Here is a 15,544-nt window from a genome sequence, read left to right on the forward strand (position 1 = left end):
CCCCTATCGCCTGTACTTCAGCCTTCAGTAAACATCTCCTGAGCATGCGAGTCGAGGGAGGGTTGTCTTCACGCTCATCAGGCGGCCCGCTGAATCGCACCGCGCGGAGGGCCGGTCGCAGGCCGGAGAGTACGTGCGCCGATTCAGCTGACTTCGGCTGAAGTTCAATGAGCAGTTGCTCGTGGGGTTGGAGCGATGCATACAGGCGGACGTCGCCGGCCGGGGCGCGCCGTCACTTTCGAAATCGCACTGAACTTCGACCGGCGGCAGAAAAGCGGCATCGGCCGGTCATTGAATCCAGGTCTTCATATGAATTGCCGGTCGTAGATCATTTGAACTTGTCTTCACTTGCCGTGCGAACGCACACTCGCCTTGTCGGCACCGTCCGGCAGAATCATTCAAAGGCTTGAAGGCGAGGCTGTCATGGCGAACGCATGATGATATGCCCGACCGGCATCCGGCTGCTCGCGAACGTTTCTCGTCCTGTCACGTCACTCACGAGGATGACTTTCATGACCATGCTTCACCTTCACCTTTCGGTGGTGATGTCGGGCTCGCTCGAGTCCAGAAGCCTCACGCTCCTCGCCCTGGGGACCATGATGGCTCTGGTGCTCGCGGCGATCCGCCAGCTCGTCCGCCGGGCCCGCATCATCGTGATGATCAGTGGCACGAGCGTCCTGCTCGTGTTCCTCATCGTGCTGGCCCTCGCCTACCTGATCACCTTGCGGCCCGTCTGAGGCGGCACGGCCCGGCGATTCGAGAGTCCCAGCTCAGGGGGCACATGGCGGGTGCCGGGCCGATGGTCACGATGCGTGACTCTGTGCTTTTGGACACAGAGCAGTGGCCTCCTGTTAGAAGCTCGGTGGAAGCGGCAACAACCACCTTGGCCGTTCTGAGAGCCGTTTCGCGACAAAGAGAAGGATTTTTCCCATGTCGTTCGAGGCCACCGGAAGGTCGACCCTCACCGTCGCTTCCGGGCTCTCTCGAAACGCCATCATCGTCCGGCTCGAAGGCGAGTTGGACGTCACCGCGCTGCCGATCTTCAGGGAGCATCTGCAGCGCATCTGGGACCTTCCTCCCAAAGCGTTTCTGATCCTGGATCTGAGTGAGGTCTCCTTCTGCGACTCCATGGGGCTGAACGAACTGGTCGACATCATGCAGCGCTGTGAGGCGAGGGGCACCAGGCTGCTGCTCGGCGGGGTGCAGGGGGTCATGGCGCGGGTGTTGTCGATCACCGGGTTGCGGCATGCCTTCGAGGTGTTCGCCCAGCTTGACGACGCGCTGAGGGTGACCGCCGTCTCATCGTGATCCCGCCGTCCCGTCGTAGAAGGTCAGCCCACGAGGGGAGCGCCGTGCAGGACGGCGCCCGCCGCCTGCAGCTCCGCGACCGCCGCTTCCGTGGTGGCCGGCGCCACCCCGGCCGTCAGGTCGAGCAGGACTCTGACCGCGAGCCCGTGCTGGACGGCGTCGAGCGCGGTGGCACGGACGCAGTGGTCGGTGGCGATGCCCACCACGTCCACCTCGTGCACCCCGCGCTCGCGCAGCCAGTCGGCCAGCGGGACCCCGTCGCCCGACGTGGCCTCGAAGCCGCTGTAGGCCGCGCTGTAGGCGCCCTTGCTGAAGACCTCCTCGACTTCGGACACGTCGAACGAGGGATGGAAGTCCGCGCCGGGGGTGCCGGCCACGCAGTGGGCGGGCCAGGTGGAGACGTAGTCGGGGGCGGAGGAGAAGTGGTCGCCGGGGGAGACGTGGTGGTCGCGGGTCGCCACGACGTGGTCGTAGCCGTGGTCGGTCACGTGGCGGGTGATCGCCGCCGCCACCTCGGAGCCCCCGGCCACGGCCAGGCTCCCGCCCTCGCAGAAGTCGTTCTGCACGTCCACGATGATCAGCGCGTTGCCCATGGGGAAAACGATACGTCAGGCGAATTCGGTGGGGATGGCCGCATAGCCCCGGCCGAGGTGGAGGGCCTCCTGGGGGAGGGCGGCGATGGTGGCGGCGTGGCGTTCGCGGGCGGCGTTCAGGGGTTCGCGGCCGATGACCTCGCCGTCGCGGACCAGCTCGTGCAGGAGGGGGATGCCGCCTTCTGGGACGAGGCCACCGGTGGTGATCAGCTCGGTCTCGACGTGGCCCGCCTCGTCGAGCAGCCGGTACGCCTCCTTGCGGCCCCCGCGCGACGGCTTGCCCACCGAGCGCTTGGCCACGGCCTCCAGCTTGCCGCCGGCCGTCTCCCTGGCCACCAGCTTGTACACCAGCGCCGCCGTCGGCACGCCCGAGCCGGTCACCAGGGAGGTGCCCACGCCGTAGCCGTCCACGGGGGCGGCGGCCAGGGCGGCGATGGCGTACTCGTCGAGGTCGGAGGTGACCAGGATGCGGGTGTCGAAGGCGCCGAGCGCGTCGAGCTGCTCGCGCACCTCCTGCGCCGCCGCCGCGAGGTCGCCCGAGTCGATCCGGACCGCGCCCAGCTTCGGGCCGGCCAGCGCCACGGCCGTGCGTACCGCCTCCGCCACGTCGTACGTGTCGACCAGCAGCGTCGTCTCGGGCCCGAGCGTGGCGATCTGGGCCTCGAACGCGGCCCGCTCCGAGTCGTGCAGCAGGGTGAACGCGTGCGCCGCCGTGCCGGCCGTGGGCACGCCGTACAGGTGCCCGGCCATCAGGTTGGAGGTGGAGGCGAACCCGGCGATGTACGCGGCCCTGGCGGCGGCCACGGCGGCGGCCTCGTGGGTGCGCCGCGAGCCCATCTCGATCAGCGGCCGTTTGCCGGCCGCGTTCGTCATGCGGGACGCGGCGGAGGCGATCGCGCAGTCGTGGTTGAGGATCGACAGCGTGACCGTCTCCAGCAGCACGGCCTCGGCGAACGTGCCCTCCACCACCATGATCGGGGAGGCGGGGAAGTACACGTCGCCCTCGCGGTAGCCGTAGACGTTCCCGGAAAACCGGTAATCGGCGAGAAACGCCAGAGTGCTGTCGTCGACGACACGATGCTCTCGCAGAAAGGTGAGTTCCTCGTCACCGAAACGGAAGCGTTCGAGCTCGTCGAGGACACGTCCCGTTCCTGCGACGACGCCGTAGCGGCGCCCACCTGGCAGATGGCGCGCGAACACCTCGAAAACCGCGCGCCGGTGCGCCGCGCCGCTGCGCAGGGCGGCCTGCAACATCGTCAGCTCATAGTGATCTGTGAGCAACGCAGTGCTCATGGTCATTGTCACGACTCGAAGACTACGGCCCAGATAGGGCAGACTCGGGGATGTGGGTAGCACCGCTCCAATCACCGTCGAGCGTCCGTCATCGGACGTCCGGCCCGATCTGCCGTGGGTGACCATCGTCTGGAACGACCCGGTCAACCTCATGTCCTACGTGACCTATGTCTTCCAAACGGTCTTCGGCTATCCGAAGGAGAAGGCAGAGAAACTGATGCTGGACGTGCACCACAAGGGCAAGGCGGTCGTGTCCAGCGGCACGCGCGAGGAGATGGAAAGGGATGTGCAGATTCTCCACTCCTACGGCCTGTGGGCGACGGTCCAGCCGGACTCGAACAAATGAGGCGCGCGTCGCGGCCGGCGTCGGGGTCAGTGAGGTGGCACTGGTGACTTCTGGATTCTCACGCGGCAAGGACGGCGCGGTCGTCACCGTGTTCGAGCCGGCGGAGGTCTCGCTGCTGCGCTCGCTCGTCTCCATGATGCTCGGCATCGTCTCGCCGGGGCAGACCTCCGAGGACCCGCTGGAACGGGCGCTCGGCATCGGCGACAGCGCGGTGCCGTCCGATCCGGTGCTGGCCAGGCTGTTCCCGTCGGCGTACCAGGACGAGAAGGAGGCGGCCGAGTTCCGCCGCTACACCGAGGCGACGCTGCGCGACGGCAAGCGGGCCGACGCGCGGACCGTCCACGAGACGGCCAGGGCGGGGCGGGCCGAGCTGACGCCTGAGGAGGCGCAGGCGTGGCTGCGCGCGCTCAACGACCTGCGCCTGACGCTCGGCACCAAGCTCGACGTGACGGAGGAGGTCCACGACGAGGTCGCCGTGATGTCCGAGGACGACCCCCGCTACCCGGCCTACGTCACCTACGACTGGCTGACCTACCTCCAGGACAGCCTGGTCCGGGCCCTCTGGTAGCTTCCGGGCATGCTGTCGATCTCGCAGGAACTGGTGGACAAGATCGTCGCGCATGCGCGGGCCGACCATCCCGACGAGGCGTGCGGCGTCATCGCGGGCCGCGACGGGGTGCCTGAGCGGTTCATCCCCATGGAGAACGCCGAGCGCTCGCCCACCTTCTACCGCTTCGACTCGATGGAGCAGTTCAAGGTCTGGCGCGAGATGGACGAGCGGGACGAGGAGCCCGTCGTCATCTACCATTCCCACACCGCCACCGAGGCCTACCCGTCGCGCACCGACGTCTCGTACGCCTCCGAGCCCGGCGCCCACTACGTCCTGGTCTCCACGCGGGACGAGAACGAGGTGGAGTTCCGCTCCTACCGCATCCTCGAAGGTGCGATCACGGAGGAAGAGGTAAGGTTTCTCCCATGATGGCCAGACCTGTGCAGAGCTTCCTGTTCGCACACACTCCGGTTGTCGTCCTCTACGACTGTTCCTGAGCTGGAATCCGCACCCAGCCGTCGGCGTTGCATGCCGATGGGACGACGACCTTTCTGAGGAGACTGACCGCGATGGCCATCGAGGTTCGCATTCCGACCATCCTGCGTAACTACACCGACGGGGCCAAGGCCGTGAACGCCGAGGGCGCCACCCTTGAGGAGCTGATCAGCAACCTCGAGTCGGCCCACCCCGGCATCAAGGACCGCCTGGTCGACCAGGGCGCGCTGCGCCGCTTCGTCAACGTCTACCTGAACGACGAGGACGTGCGCTTCCTCGGCGGCCTCGGCACGCCGGTGTCCGACGGCGACACGGTGACCGTCCTTCCCGCCGTCGCCGGCGGATGACATGCGGTTCGACTCGCTGATCGACTCGGTCGGCCGCACGCCCCTGGTCGGGCTGCCGAGGTTGTCGCCCTCCGCCGACGTGCGGGTCTGGGCCAAGCTCGAAGACCGCAACCCGACCGGGTCGATCAAGGACAGGCCGGCCCTGTGGATGATTCAGGAGGCCGAGAAGGACGGCCGGCTCACGCCGGGTTGCACGATTCTGGAGCCCACCAGCGGCAACACCGGCATCTCGCTGGCCATGTCGGCCAAGCTCAAGGGCTACAAGCTCATCTGCGTGATGCCGGAGAACACCTCGGAGGAGCGCCGCCAGCTGCTGCGGATGTGGGGCGCGGAGATCATCTCCTCGCCGGCCGCGGGCGGCTCCAACGAGGCCGTGCGGGTGGCCAAGGGCCTCGCGGCCGAGAACCCGTCGTGGGTGATGCTCTACCAGTACGGCAACCCGGCCAACTGGCGCTCCCACTACGAGGGCACCGGCCCCGAGCTGCTGGAGGACCTGCCCACCATCACCCACTTCGTGGCCGGGCTGGGCACGACGGGGACCCTGATGGGGGTCGGGCGGTTCCTGCGCGAGCGGGTGCCCGGCGTGCGCATCGTCGCGGCCGAGCCGCGCTACGGCGAGCTGGTGTACGGGCTGCGCAACGTGGACGAGGGCTTCATCCCCGAGCTCTACGACGAGTCCGTGCTGACCACCCGCTTCTCGGTGGGCTCGGCCGACGCGCTGCGGCGCACCCGCGAACTGCTCGCCACCGAGGGCATCTTCGCCGGCGTCTCCACCGGGGCCGCGCTGCACGCGGCGCTGGGCGTGGCCGCGAAGGCGGTCAAGGCGGGCGAACGCGCCGACATCGCGTTCGTGGTGGCCGACGGTGGCTGGAAATACCTGTCCACGGGCGCGTACGAGGGGACGCTGGAGGAAGCGGAAGACCGCCTCGAAGGCCAGCTCTGGGCCTGACCTCGCGAAGGCGGCCTCCCCCTCGCGAAGGCGGCCTCCCCCTCGCGAAGGCGACCTGACCCTCGCGAAGGCGACCTGACCCTCGCGAAGGCGGCCTGATCCTCGCGAAGGCGCGCTTCCCCGGACAGACGGCTTCGTCCGGAACGCGAAGAGGCGGCCGGTCCGGCAGGACCGGCCGCCTCTCGTCGTCCAGGGGACGAGCGGGTCAGTTGAACAGCAGCCGCAGCGAGAACGTCGCCTCGGTGTCGCTCTGCGTGCCGCTCAGGCCGACCGCCCGCAGCACCTGCGCGTTGGCCTTGTCGTCGCCCTGCATGGACGCGAGGTAGAGCTTCTCGACCTTGTCCAGGTCCACGAAGAGCGCGTAGTTCACGTCGTCCGCGTTCGGGATCGCCGTCTGGAACGTCTCCGAGTCGCCCAGGGTGCCCTCACCGGCCAGCTTCTTGGCGTACTCGTCCGTCGTCGCCACCGCGAGGACGCCGTCACCGGCGACCTTGGCGATCTGGGGAGCGGGCTGGCCGCTCTGGCTCAGCGCGTTCGTGACCTTGTCGAGCACGGCCTGCGCCTTGGCCGGGTCGGTGACGATGCGCACGCCGCCCTTGATCTGGTCGCTGTCGAGGCCCTCGCTGTCGACGGCGACGGTGAGGTTCTGGCCCACGAACGTGGCCAGGTCGTCGGGCAGCTTCAACCCCAGCGAGGTCTCGGCCTGCTGGAGCAGCTGCTTGACCTGCGTGCCGCCGGCCGCCGCGGCCTGCTTCTCGATCTCGGCCCACTGCTTCTTGACGACCTGGTCCAGGCCGGAGATCGACAGCGCGCCGGCCGTGGTGGCGGGCAGGGTGCCGAGGGCCGCCTTGGGCAGGTCGCCCTCGGGGGTCATGCCCTTGGCGCCCCTGACGAGACCGGCCAGCTCGACGTAGGCGCTGTCGAAGCGCAGCGCGCCGGCGAACCTGGCGTCCTTGATCATGTCGAGGGCCGCCTGCTGGTCGGTGGTGACCTCCTTCTTGGCCAGGTCGAGCAGACCGCCCATGTCGGCCCAGAACGACAGCACGCCCTGCTCGCCGACGGCGCCCATGTCGTCGCTGAACTCGGCGTTGTCGGACAGGCTGCCCTCGCCCTGCGCGTACTTGTCGGCCAGCGCCTGCGTGGTGCTCAGCAGCGCGTAGTCCTCACGGAAGGCGATGCCGTACTTCTCGCCCTTCATCAGCTTGGCGATGCCGCCCTTGGCCAGCTCCTGGTCCTTGACCTGGATGGCCACCGCGAAGTCGGGCTCCTCCTTGCCGGAGGGCACGGCCGCGAAGCCGACCCGGCTGCCCAGCCACGGGTCGACGTCCTTGGCGAAGTCGACCTTGCTGTCGCCGTCAGAGTTGAGCGTGTCGAACAGCGCCTTGCGCGGGTCCTCGCCGGAGAAGCTGTCCTTGGTGACGGTGAACTTCCTGGCCAGCTGGAACAGCGCCAGCTTCTGGTTCGCGGCCGGGTCGAGGTCGAGCCGGGCGTAGGCGATGGAGTTGGCGGGCAGGACGTCGTTCGGCTGCGTGCCGCCGCCGCCGAAGGCGCCCACGGCCCACACCGCGCCGCCGCCCAGAACCACCACAGCGAGCGCCGCGGCGATGGCGATCACCCAGTTCTTGCGGCCCTTCTTGGCGGGCTCGGCCGGGCCGAAGCCCTCGGGGCCCTGCTGCTGCCAGCCGCCCTGGGCGTACTGGTCCTGCTGCTGCCAGCCCTGTTCCTGCTGCCAGCCCTGCTGGGGCTGCTGTTGCCAGCCGCCCTGCTGTCCCTGCTGCTGCTGCTGTTGCTGCCAGCCGCCCTGCTCCTGCTGCCAGCCCTGCTGCGGTTGCTGTTGCCAGCCGCCGCCCTGGGCCTGCTGGCCGCCGTACTGGCCCTGCTGGCCGTACTGGGCGTCATAAGAGGGCTGCTGCTGGCCGTACTGGTTACCGGAAGAGGGCTGCTGGCCGTAGGACGCCTGCTGCCCGTAGGCACCCTGCCCCTGCGCCTGCTGCTGGCCGTACTGTTGCTGCTGGTACGGCTGCTGCGGCGGGTACGGCTGCCCCGGATACTGCGCCGTCGGCGCGCTCTCCGGCTGCTGCCCCTGGTTCCAGTTGTACGCCGTGGTCCGGTCAGGATCCTGGCCATAGGGGGGATTGTTCGCAGACATCACTCAACTCACAATGTGGACTTTTGACCACAGAGAAGGTAGCTGATGTTGCTAGACGGGCGCTTGCAATGTGCTGAAGTCGAAATTAGACCCGGTTGAGTTCTTTCCTCAGCACGTCGATGTGGACCTCCCCGCCCCCGTAATCCAGGACGTTCTCCCACGGGACGAACGTGCATCCCGCGTACACGATGCGGGCCAGCGTCCGGGAGAACCAGGCCGATCGGCCCTGGCGATCGCGGGTGAGGCCGAGCAGCAGCGGCGCCCGCCGCATGGAGACGACCAGCCCGTAGACGGTGTGGCTCTGCTGGAGCTCGCCCCTGTGCCTGACGACCCGGATGTCCACCACGAATCCGACCCACACCCCGTTGGAGTCCCAAACGGACTGACCCAGGAGTTCGGTGACACTTGCCATGATCAAACGTTGTCAGCCGAATCATGTTTTCGCAGGTAGGCGCGCTGATGGGCGAATGCTCTAGAGTCTCTAGAACATGGTTCCAGACTGGAGGCGGGCGGGAATGACCAAGTTCGACGAGGCCACACAGGCGATCAGGGCCGACGAGAACACCTACGACGTGTGCCTCGACCCCGGGTACGCGATCGGCGGCCCGCTCAACGGCGGTTACCTGATGGCCGTGATCCTGCGCGCGGCGGTGGACGCCTCGCCGTTCGAGCATCCGGTGAGCACCACGGCGCAGTTCCTCAAGGCGCCGGTCGCGGGCCCGGCGCAGGTCAGGATCGAGCCGCTCAAGGCGGGCCGGACGGTCGCGTTCGCCCGGGCGACCCTCGTGCAGGACGGCGTCGCGCAGATCGAGGGGTTGATCACCACGGCCACGCTGAACGACGTCGAGCCGATTTATAGCGATAGAGCAACTTATGAGATGCCTCACATTGACGAGTGCGCCAAACTGCCCGACCCCAAGCCCGAGTCGGGGATGACGTTGAACGCCCAGATGGAGCTGCGCTTCGACCCGCCCACGATCGGCTGGCTCAAGGGCGAGCCCTCCGGCCGGCCGGAGTCGCGGGCCTACTTCAGGATGACCGAGCCCCAGGACCCCGACCCGTACGTGCTGGCCCTGGCCGTCGACGCGCTCCCACCTGTCGTCTTCTCCGCCGGCGCGCGCGGCTGGGCGCCCACCGTGGACCTCACCTGGCACCTGCGCGCCCTGCCCGCACCCGGCTGGCTCACCCTGCTCGGCAGCGGCCGGCTGGTCTCCGACGGCTGGTTCGACGAGGAGGTCGAGGTGCGCGACTCCACCGGCCGCCTCGTCGCGCAAGCCCGCCAGCTGGCCCGGGTGGGCAGGGGCTGACCGGCCATGATGTGACCAAGACAACACCGCGTCAGGCTCACGGCTCGTACCTGTGAGCATTCTTACGCAGTGTTGATCGTGCAGGTCGCCTACCCTCTTATGCGTGCCGGACGCGAGTATTGGGATCTTCGACAGCGGGGTCGGCGGCTTGACGGTCGCCCGGGCGATCATCGACCAGTTGCCTCACGAGTCCATCACCTACGTGGCCGACACGGCTCGCCAGCCGTACGGGCCGAAGCCGATCGCCGAGCTTCGCGCGTACGCACTGGAGGTCATGGACCACCTGGTCGAGCAGAACGTCAAGATGCTCGTGATCGCGTGCAACAGCGCCAGTGCCGCCGTGCTGCGCGACGCGCGCGAGCGCTACGACATGCCCGTCGTCGAGGTGATCATGCCGGCCACCCGGCGCGCGGTGCGAGCCACCCGCAACGGCAAGGTCGGCGTGATCGCCACCAGGGCCACCATCGCCTCGATGGCCTATCACGACGCCTTCACCGCGGCGCCCGACGTACAGCTCACCGGCGTGGCCGCCCCACGCCTGGTGGAGTACGTCGAGCGGGGAGAGACGATGAGCGACGAGCTCATCGAGGTCGTCCGCGAGTATCTCGAGCCCGTCAGGGCCGCGGGATGCGACACGATCATCCTCGGCTGCACCCACTACCCGCTGCTCACCGGCGCGATCTCGTACGTCGCCGGTGACGGGGTCACGCTGATCTCCAGCGCCGACGAGACGGCCAAGGACGTCTACCGCATCCTGCACGACCGCGACCTGGCGGCCAGCGGCGGAGCCACCCCCCGGCACCGCTTCCGCGCCACCGGCGACTCCCTGCTCTTCGCCCGGCTCGGGCGACGGTTCCTGGGCCCGGAGATCGACGTGGTCGAAGTCGCACCAGTGGGGGGTACTACCTATAACGGGAGGCCCACATGAAGGTGACCATCGTCGGTTGTTCCGGGAGCTACCCCGGCCCCGACAGCCCAGCGTCCTGCTACCTCCTCGAAACGGACGGGTTCAGGATGCTGCTCGACCTCGGCAGCGGGTCGCTGGGCGCGTTGCAACGGCACGTCGGCATCTACGACGTGGACGCGATCTGCCTGTCCCACCTGCACGCCGACCACTGCCTCGACATCTGCGGCTATCACGTGGCCCGCACCTACGGGCCGGGAGCGCCCTATCCCCTCATCCCCGTCTACGCGCCCGCCGACGCGCCCCGGCGGCTCGGGGCGGCGTACGGCATGCCGGACGAGCCCGGCCTGGAGACCGCCTTCGAGTTCCGGACGCTGACGCCCGGCGCGTTCGAGATCGGGCCGTTCACCCTCACCGCCGGCCTGGTCAACCACCCCGTCGAGGCCTACGGCTTCCGCGTCGCCAACGGCACCACGAGCGTCGCCTACTCCGGCGACACGGGCGAGACCGACGAGCTGGTCAAGCTGGCGGCCGGCGCCGACCTGCTGCTGTGCGAGGCGTCGTTCGTGGAGGGCCCCGACCTGCCCACCGGCCTGCACCTGACCGGCCGCCAGGCGGCCGAGCACGCCGCCAAGGCCGACGTCGGCCAGCTGGTGCTGACCCACCTCGTCCCCTGGAACGACCAGGCCACCGTCCTGGAGGAGGCGTGCGGCGGCGGCTACGGCGGCCCGGTCGAGCTGGCCCGCAGCGGGGTCGTCTACGACCTGAGCTGAGCCGCGAAGCCCCCGAGCCGAGTCGTGAAGCCCCCGAGCCGAGCCGCGGCGAAGCCGAGGCCGGTCACGGAGCGGCCGTTCAGGATCTGGCCCGGGCCTCGGAGAACTCGCGCATCCGCGGCAGCGGCGAGAACAGCAGCGGCACGAACGCCAGCAGCCGCCCGGCCATGAGCACCCACAGGGTCTGCCGCACCCCCACCTGCTGCGCGACCAGCCCGCCCATCAGCGCGCCCAGCGGCATGATGCCCCAGGTCATGAACCGCACCGAGGCGTTGACCCGGCCGAGCAGCTGTTCGGGGGTGACCAGCTGGCGGTAGGTGATCTGGCCGACGTTCATCAGTGTCGCGCTCCAAGAGATCATGATCGAGGTGAGCGCGAAGAACACCACCCGCCAGTCGGCCTGCGTCATCGGCAGGAGCAGGCCGAACGGCGCGCCGACGGTGACGGCCAGCCAGGTCATCCTGGCGCTGCCTACCCGCTGCGCCACCCAGTTGCTGGTCAGGCCGCCCAGCAGGCCGCCGATGCCACCGGACATGAGCAGCGCCCCGACGGCGCCGGGGCTCAGCTGGACGGTCTCGGCCAGGAACAGCACCGACAGGGCGAGCACGCCGCTCACGCACATGTTGCCGATCGCCGACGAGGCCACGAACGCCCGTAAGAGGCGGTTGCGCCACACGTACGCGAGCCCCTCGCCGATGCCCCGCAGCAGCGGCGTGCGCTCGACGTCGGCGGGCGGCTTGTCCGGCGCCCTGATCGTGGACAGCAGCAGCACCGAGGCGAGCGCGCCGAGCGCGGTGGCCAGCATCGTGCGCGGAGCGCTCAGCAGCTGCACCAGCGTGCCCCCCACGCCGGGCCCGGCCAGGAACGCCCCCGCGCGGACCACCTCCAGCTTGGCGTTGCCGTCGGTCAGCTGCGCGGCGCTGATCAGATCGGGCAGGTACGTCTGGTCGGCCACGTCGTTGAACACCTGGGCCACGCCCGCCAGCAGCGCGACCACGAACATCATCTCGATCGTCAGCAGCCCCAGCGCCGACGCCACCGGAATGCTGCCGAGCAGCACGAACTTCGCCAGGTCCGACACCATCATCACCCGGCGTTTGCGCATCCGCCCGACCCACACGCCCGCGGGCAGCCCGAGCAGAAGGAACGCCGCCGTCTGTAACGACGACAGCACCCCCACCTCCGCGGGACCGGCATGCAGAGCCAGCACGGCCACCAGCGGAAGTGCCACGCGGGAAATATTCGCTCCGAGTTCGTTCGCGACGTGCGAACTGAGGAATCGGAGGAAGTCAGGGTTTCGCAACACCCCCGTTGTCATTGCGTAAGGATCCATGTGACCGACACATTTGGTCAAGGGTGTCGTGCCGCGGAGATAGGGTGATCTGCATGTCCAGACAGGATGGCCGCAACCCTGACCAGCTCCGCCCCATTACCATCACCAGGCAATGGCTGACCCACGCCGAAGGTTCGGTGCTGGTCGAATTCGGCGGCACCCGGGTGTTGTGCGCGGCGTCGGTCCAGGACAGCGTGCCGCGCTGGCGCAGAGGCAGTGGCCAGGGGTGGGTTACGGCCGAATACGCGATGTTGCCGCGAGCGACCAATACTCGTAACGATCGTGAATCGGTCCGCGGCAAAATCGGCGGCCGGACCCACGAGATTTCCCGGTTGATCGGGCGTTCGCTGCGCGCCTGCGTCGATTACAAGGCGTTGGGAGAAAACTCCATTCTGCTCGACTGCGACGTCCTTCAGGCCGACGGCGGCACGCGGACGGCGGCGATCACCGGCGCCTACGTCGCGCTCGCCGACGCGGTCGCCTGGATGCGCGAGCGCCGCATGTGCCCGGGAGAGCCGCTCATCGGCTCGGTCGCGGCCGTGTCCGTCGGCGTGGTCGGCACGGTGCCGATGCTCGACCTCTGCTACACCGAGGACGTCGCGGCCGAGACCGACATGAACGTGGTGATGACCGGCGAAGGCAGCTTCGTCGAGGTGCAGGGCACCGCCGAGGGCGCGCCCTTCGACCGCGCGGCCCTCGACCGGCTCCTCGACCTGGCCGTGGCCGGCTGCGAGGAGCTGACCCTGATCCAGCAGGAGGCCCTGGGGTCATGAGGATCGTGCTGGCCACCCGTAACGCGGGCAAGATCGCGGAGCTGCGGCGCATCCTGTCCGGGTTCGACGTCGTCGGGCTGGAGGAGTTCCCCGCGATCGGCGAGGTCGCCGAGACCGGGGTCACGTTCGAGGAGAACGCCCTGCTCAAGGCGCACGCCGTGGCCAAGGGGTCCGGCCTGCCCGCGGTGGCCGACGACTCGGGGCTCTGCGTCGACGTGCTCAACGGCATGCCGGGCGTCTTCTCCGCCCGCTGGGCCGGCAGCCACGGCGACGACCGCGCCAACCTCGACCTGCTGCTGGCCCAGATCTCCGACGTGCCGGCCGGCAAGCTGAGCGCCCACTTCGCCTGCGCCGCCGCGCTCGCGCTGCCGTCGGGCGAGCACCGGGTGGTGGAGGGCACGCTGCCGGGCCGCCTCGTCACGACGCCGCGAGGGTCCAACGGGTTCGGCTACGACCCGATCTTCGTGCCCGACGGCGACGAGCGCACGACGGCCGAGATGCCGCCGGAGGAGAAGGACGCGATCAGTCATCGGGGCCGGGCCTTCCGCGGGCTGGCGCCGATCGTGCGCGAGGTGCTCGGCTCGTAACCATCGCGTAAGAAGTCCGTCGCCGCAGGAGACGTACCTTCGGAAGTGTGCAGAGGAATGTAATGGTGCCGGCCTGGGCGGGAGCCCTCGCGGGACTGGTGTCCGGAGGCGTGGCCCTCGGGATCGCGCAGCTCGCGGCCGGGCTCGTCGGGCCTGCGACGTTTCCCGTCGTGGCCGTCGGCGACGCGGCCGTCGACCTGACGCCCGCCCCCCTCAAGGACTTCGCGATCAGGACGTTCGGCGAGAACGACAAGGCCGTGCTCATCGGCGGGGTGCTGGTCGTGCTCGCCGCCGTGGCCGCGCTCATCGGAGTGCTGGCCCGCCGCCGGCTCGCCTACGGCTTCGCGGGGCTGGCCGCGTTCGGGGTGGTCGGGCTCCTCGCGGTGCTGACCCGGCCGGACGCCGGGCCCCTCGACGCCGTTCCGACCGTGATCGGCGTGGCCGTCGGCTGCTGGGCGTTGTCCTGGCTGGTACGCCGCGCGTCCGGCGGCCCGATCCCGGCGAACGTTCCGGACACCGCCTTCGCCCCGGCCGCCACGCTTCCGGCCCCCGCCGCCACGGTGGGAGCTCCGGTGGCCGGGCCCGCGGCGGCTGACGGCCGGCCGGAGGACGAGCCGGTGGTGGAGCGGCCCGCCGTGATGCGGGCGGGTGACGGGCTGCGTGCGTTCGATCGGCGGCGGCTCATCACCGGGGCCGTGGGAGGAGTGGCGGTCGCCGGCGCGGCGGCCCTGCTCGGCCGGCAGTTCGGCGGGCGTCAGGCCGTGGACGCCGCCCGGGTGGGCGTGGCGCTGCCCAAGCCGGCCACCCCCGCCAAGCCGCTGCCCGCGGGCACGGACCTCGGCATCCGGGGCCTGTCGCCGTTCGTCACGCCCAACAGTGACTTCTACCGCGTCGACACCGCCCTCGTCGTCCCTCAGGTCGATCCGAACGACTGGAGCCTGCGCATCCACGGGCTGGTGGACCGCCCGGTCGAGCTCACTTACGCCGACCTGCTGAAGATGCCTCTCACCGAGGCCGACGTCACGCTGACCTGCGTCTCCAACGAGGTCGGCGGCCCCTACGCGGGCAACGCCCGCTGGCTGGGCGTGCGCATGGCCGACGTGCTGCGCCAGGCGGGGCTGCGCTCGAACGCCGACATGCTGTTGTCCACCTCGGCCGACGGCTTCACCTGCGGCACCCCGGCCGACGTGGTGATGGACGGCCGCGACGCGCTGTTCGCGGTCGCGATGAACGGCGAGGTGCTGCCGGTGGACCACGGCTTCCCCGTGCGTCAGGTGGTGCCCGGTCTGTACGGATACGTCTCGGCCACCAAGTGGGTGGTGGACATCAAGGTGACCAGGTTCGACGCCGACGAGGCGTACTGGACGCCCAGAGGCTGGTCCGAGAAGGGCCCCATCAAGACGCAGTCGCGCATCGACGTGCCGGGCTACGGCGACTCGCTGCAGGCCGGCCGCACCACGATCGCCGGCGTGGCCTGGGCGCAGCACACCGGCGTGGACGCCGTCGAGGTGCGGGTGGACCGGGGGGAGTGGCGGCAGGCGAAGCTGGCCGCCGTGCCGGGGCCCGACACGTGGCGGCAGTGGTCGATCGACTGGGACGCGACGACGGGGGAGCACACGCTCGAGGTGCGGGCGACCGACGCCCACGGGCGTACGCAGACCGACCGGCCGGCGCCGCCCGCACCCGACGGGGCGACCGGCTGGCACACCGTCACCGTCCAGGTGCGCTGAGGTTTGCGGCGTTTGCCCAGGTAAGCGGGATGATCGGGGCGGAGGATTTCGCCGACTCCGCCTCCTCGCCTCCGTGTCGCCTCTACGATCGTTCGTCGAGCATGACA

At 69.5% G+C, this 15,544-nt stretch carries 18 protein-coding genes; 13 read left to right on the plus strand and 5 right to left on the minus strand.

The window, feature by feature from the left end; translation table 11 throughout:
- Window positions 1–512 precede the first annotated feature (512 nt).
- Window positions 513–737, plus strand: a complete 225-nt coding sequence (locus tag B0I32_RS38855) for a hypothetical protein (protein WP_146178479.1) — start codon at window positions 513–515, stop codon at window positions 735–737.
- Window positions 738–930: 193 nt separating this feature from the next.
- Entirely contained in the window at window positions 931–1,308 is a 378-nt protein-coding gene (locus B0I32_RS38860) for an STAS domain-containing protein (RefSeq protein WP_106248246.1), read from the plus strand.
- 23 nt (window positions 1,309–1,331) lie between these two features.
- Here the strand turns inward: B0I32_RS38860 and B0I32_RS38865 are convergent, their stop codons facing one another.
- On the minus strand, window positions 1,332–1,901 hold the full coding sequence (locus B0I32_RS38865) for a nicotinamidase (RefSeq protein WP_106248247.1): 570 nt from the start codon (window positions 1,899–1,901) through the stop codon (window positions 1,332–1,334).
- A gap of 15 nt (window positions 1,902–1,916) precedes the next feature.
- Window positions 1,917–3,200 (minus strand): nicotinate phosphoribosyltransferase, encoded by a 1,284-nt coding sequence (locus B0I32_RS38870; protein ID WP_425438131.1) that lies wholly within the window; start codon window positions 3,198–3,200, stop codon window positions 1,917–1,919.
- 46 nt (window positions 3,201–3,246) lie between these two features.
- Here B0I32_RS38870 and clpS point away from each other — a divergent pair, with 46 nt between their 5' ends.
- The 5 genes from clpS to B0I32_RS38895 all read left to right on the plus strand — a co-directional run bounded on the left by clpS (window position 3,247) and on the right by B0I32_RS38895 (window position 5,881).
- Window positions 3,247–3,540, plus strand: a complete 294-nt coding sequence (gene clpS, locus B0I32_RS38875) for an ATP-dependent Clp protease adapter ClpS (protein WP_106248250.1) — start codon at window positions 3,247–3,249, stop codon at window positions 3,538–3,540.
- Window positions 3,541–3,583: 43 nt separating this feature from the next.
- Window positions 3,584–4,108, plus strand: coding sequence for a DUF2017 domain-containing protein (locus B0I32_RS38880; protein WP_106248398.1), 525 nt, complete (start codon window positions 3,584–3,586; stop codon window positions 4,106–4,108).
- Between the two features lie 9 nt (window positions 4,109–4,117).
- Window positions 4,118–4,519 (plus strand): M67 family metallopeptidase, encoded by a 402-nt coding sequence (locus tag B0I32_RS38885; RefSeq protein WP_106248252.1) that lies wholly within the window; start codon window positions 4,118–4,120, stop codon window positions 4,517–4,519.
- A 140-nt stretch (window positions 4,520–4,659) separates the two neighbouring features.
- A complete protein-coding gene (locus B0I32_RS38890; RefSeq protein ID WP_106248253.1) occupies window positions 4,660–4,932 on the plus strand; it encodes a MoaD/ThiS family protein in 273 nt (90 codons plus the stop codon).
- A gap of 1 nt (window position 4,933) precedes the next feature.
- A complete protein-coding gene (locus B0I32_RS38895; RefSeq protein ID WP_106248255.1) occupies window positions 4,934–5,881 on the plus strand; it encodes a PLP-dependent cysteine synthase family protein in 948 nt (315 codons plus the stop codon).
- A 205-nt stretch (window positions 5,882–6,086) separates the two neighbouring features.
- Here B0I32_RS38895 and B0I32_RS38900 read toward each other — a convergent pair whose 3' ends face one another.
- Both B0I32_RS38900 and B0I32_RS38905 read right to left on the minus strand, forming a co-directional pair.
- On the minus strand, window positions 6,087–8,030 hold the full coding sequence (locus tag B0I32_RS38900; protein ID WP_106248256.1) for a hypothetical protein: 1,944 nt from the start codon (window positions 8,028–8,030) through the stop codon (window positions 6,087–6,089).
- A gap of 85 nt (window positions 8,031–8,115) precedes the next feature.
- On the minus strand, window positions 8,116–8,442 hold the full coding sequence (locus B0I32_RS38905; RefSeq protein WP_146178480.1) for a hypothetical protein: 327 nt from the start codon (window positions 8,440–8,442) through the stop codon (window positions 8,116–8,118).
- Between the two features lie 103 nt (window positions 8,443–8,545).
- Here B0I32_RS38905 and B0I32_RS38910 point away from each other — a divergent pair, with 103 nt between their 5' ends.
- The 3 genes from B0I32_RS38910 to B0I32_RS38920 all read left to right on the plus strand — a co-directional run bounded on the left by B0I32_RS38910 (window position 8,546) and on the right by B0I32_RS38920 (window position 11,014).
- A complete protein-coding gene (locus B0I32_RS38910) occupies window positions 8,546–9,337 on the plus strand; it encodes a thioesterase family protein (protein WP_106248259.1) in 792 nt (263 codons plus the stop codon).
- A 103-nt stretch (window positions 9,338–9,440) separates the two neighbouring features.
- Window positions 9,441–10,265 (plus strand): glutamate racemase, encoded by an 825-nt coding sequence (gene murI, locus B0I32_RS38915; protein ID WP_106248261.1) that lies wholly within the window; start codon window positions 9,441–9,443, stop codon window positions 10,263–10,265.
- Entirely contained in the window at window positions 10,262–11,014 is a 753-nt protein-coding gene (locus B0I32_RS38920; RefSeq protein ID WP_106248262.1) for an MBL fold metallo-hydrolase, read from the plus strand. The genes murI and B0I32_RS38920 overlap by 4 nt, the downstream gene beginning before the upstream one ends.
- A 79-nt stretch (window positions 11,015–11,093) precedes the next feature.
- Here B0I32_RS38920 and B0I32_RS38925 read toward each other — a convergent pair whose 3' ends face one another.
- Window positions 11,094–12,347, minus strand: a complete 1,254-nt coding sequence (locus tag B0I32_RS38925; RefSeq protein WP_106248264.1) for an MFS transporter — start codon at window positions 12,345–12,347, stop codon at window positions 11,094–11,096.
- A gap of 53 nt (window positions 12,348–12,400) precedes the next feature.
- On the opposite strand from B0I32_RS38925, the gene rph reads away from it, so the two are divergent.
- The 3 genes from rph to B0I32_RS38940 are packed head-to-tail and all read left to right on the plus strand — an operon-like array spanning window position 12,401 to window position 15,437.
- A complete protein-coding gene (gene rph, locus B0I32_RS38930) occupies window positions 12,401–13,120 on the plus strand; it encodes a ribonuclease PH (RefSeq protein WP_106248266.1) in 720 nt (239 codons plus the stop codon).
- Window positions 13,117–13,707, plus strand: a complete 591-nt coding sequence (gene rdgB, locus B0I32_RS38935; RefSeq protein WP_106248267.1) for an RdgB/HAM1 family non-canonical purine NTP pyrophosphatase — start codon at window positions 13,117–13,119, stop codon at window positions 13,705–13,707. Before rph ends, rdgB begins: the two co-directional genes overlap by 4 nt.
- Before the next feature lie 47 nt (window positions 13,708–13,754).
- Window positions 13,755–15,437 carry a molybdopterin-dependent oxidoreductase gene (locus B0I32_RS38940; protein ID WP_425438132.1) on the plus strand — a complete coding sequence of 561 codons (1,683 nt, stop codon included), beginning with the start codon at window positions 13,755–13,757 and terminating at the stop codon, window positions 15,435–15,437.
- The last annotated feature ends 107 nt before the right edge of the window (window positions 15,438–15,544 follow it).

The organism is Nonomuraea fuscirosea (assembly GCF_003001935.1).
In the GTDB taxonomy this organism is placed as follows: domain Bacteria; phylum Actinomycetota; class Actinomycetes; order Streptosporangiales; family Streptosporangiaceae; genus Nonomuraea; species Nonomuraea fuscirosea.

Bases quoted from the DNA above. Each gene is read 5' to 3' on its own strand.
- B0I32_RS38905 (WP_146178480.1), bottom strand. From the start codon at position 8,442: ATGGCAAGTGTCACCGAACTCCTGGGTCAGTCCGTTTGGGACTCCAAC.
- B0I32_RS38885 (WP_106248252.1), top strand. From the start codon at position 4,118: ATGCTGTCGATCTCGCAGGAACTGGTGGACAAGATCGTCGCGCATGCG.
- B0I32_RS38910 (WP_106248259.1), top strand. From the start codon at position 8,546: ATGACCAAGTTCGACGAGGCCACACAGGCGATCAGGGCCGACGAGAAC.
- B0I32_RS38865 (WP_106248247.1), bottom strand. From the start codon at position 1,901: ATGGGCAACGCGCTGATCATCGTGGACGTGCAGAACGACTTCTGCGAG.
- B0I32_RS38870 (WP_425438131.1), bottom strand. From the start codon at position 3,200: ATGACCATGAGCACTGCGTTGCTCACAGATCACTATGAGCTGACGATG.
- rdgB (WP_106248267.1), top strand. From the start codon at position 13,117: ATGAGGATCGTGCTGGCCACCCGTAACGCGGGCAAGATCGCGGAGCTG.
- rph (WP_106248266.1), top strand. From the start codon at position 12,401: ATGTCCAGACAGGATGGCCGCAACCCTGACCAGCTCCGCCCCATTACC.
- B0I32_RS38895 (WP_106248255.1), top strand. From the start codon at position 4,934: ATGCGGTTCGACTCGCTGATCGACTCGGTCGGCCGCACGCCCCTGGTC.
- B0I32_RS38890 (WP_106248253.1), top strand. From the start codon at position 4,660: ATGGCCATCGAGGTTCGCATTCCGACCATCCTGCGTAACTACACCGAC.
- B0I32_RS38860 (WP_106248246.1), top strand. From the start codon at position 931: ATGTCGTTCGAGGCCACCGGAAGGTCGACCCTCACCGTCGCTTCCGGG.
- B0I32_RS38925 (WP_106248264.1), bottom strand. From the start codon at position 12,347: ATGGATCCTTACGCAATGACAACGGGGGTGTTGCGAAACCCTGACTTC.
- B0I32_RS38900 (WP_106248256.1), bottom strand. From the start codon at position 8,030: ATGTCTGCGAACAATCCCCCCTATGGCCAGGATCCTGACCGGACCACG.
- B0I32_RS38855 (WP_146178479.1), top strand. From the start codon at position 513: ATGACCATGCTTCACCTTCACCTTTCGGTGGTGATGTCGGGCTCGCTC.
- B0I32_RS38920 (WP_106248262.1), top strand. From the start codon at position 10,262: ATGAAGGTGACCATCGTCGGTTGTTCCGGGAGCTACCCCGGCCCCGAC.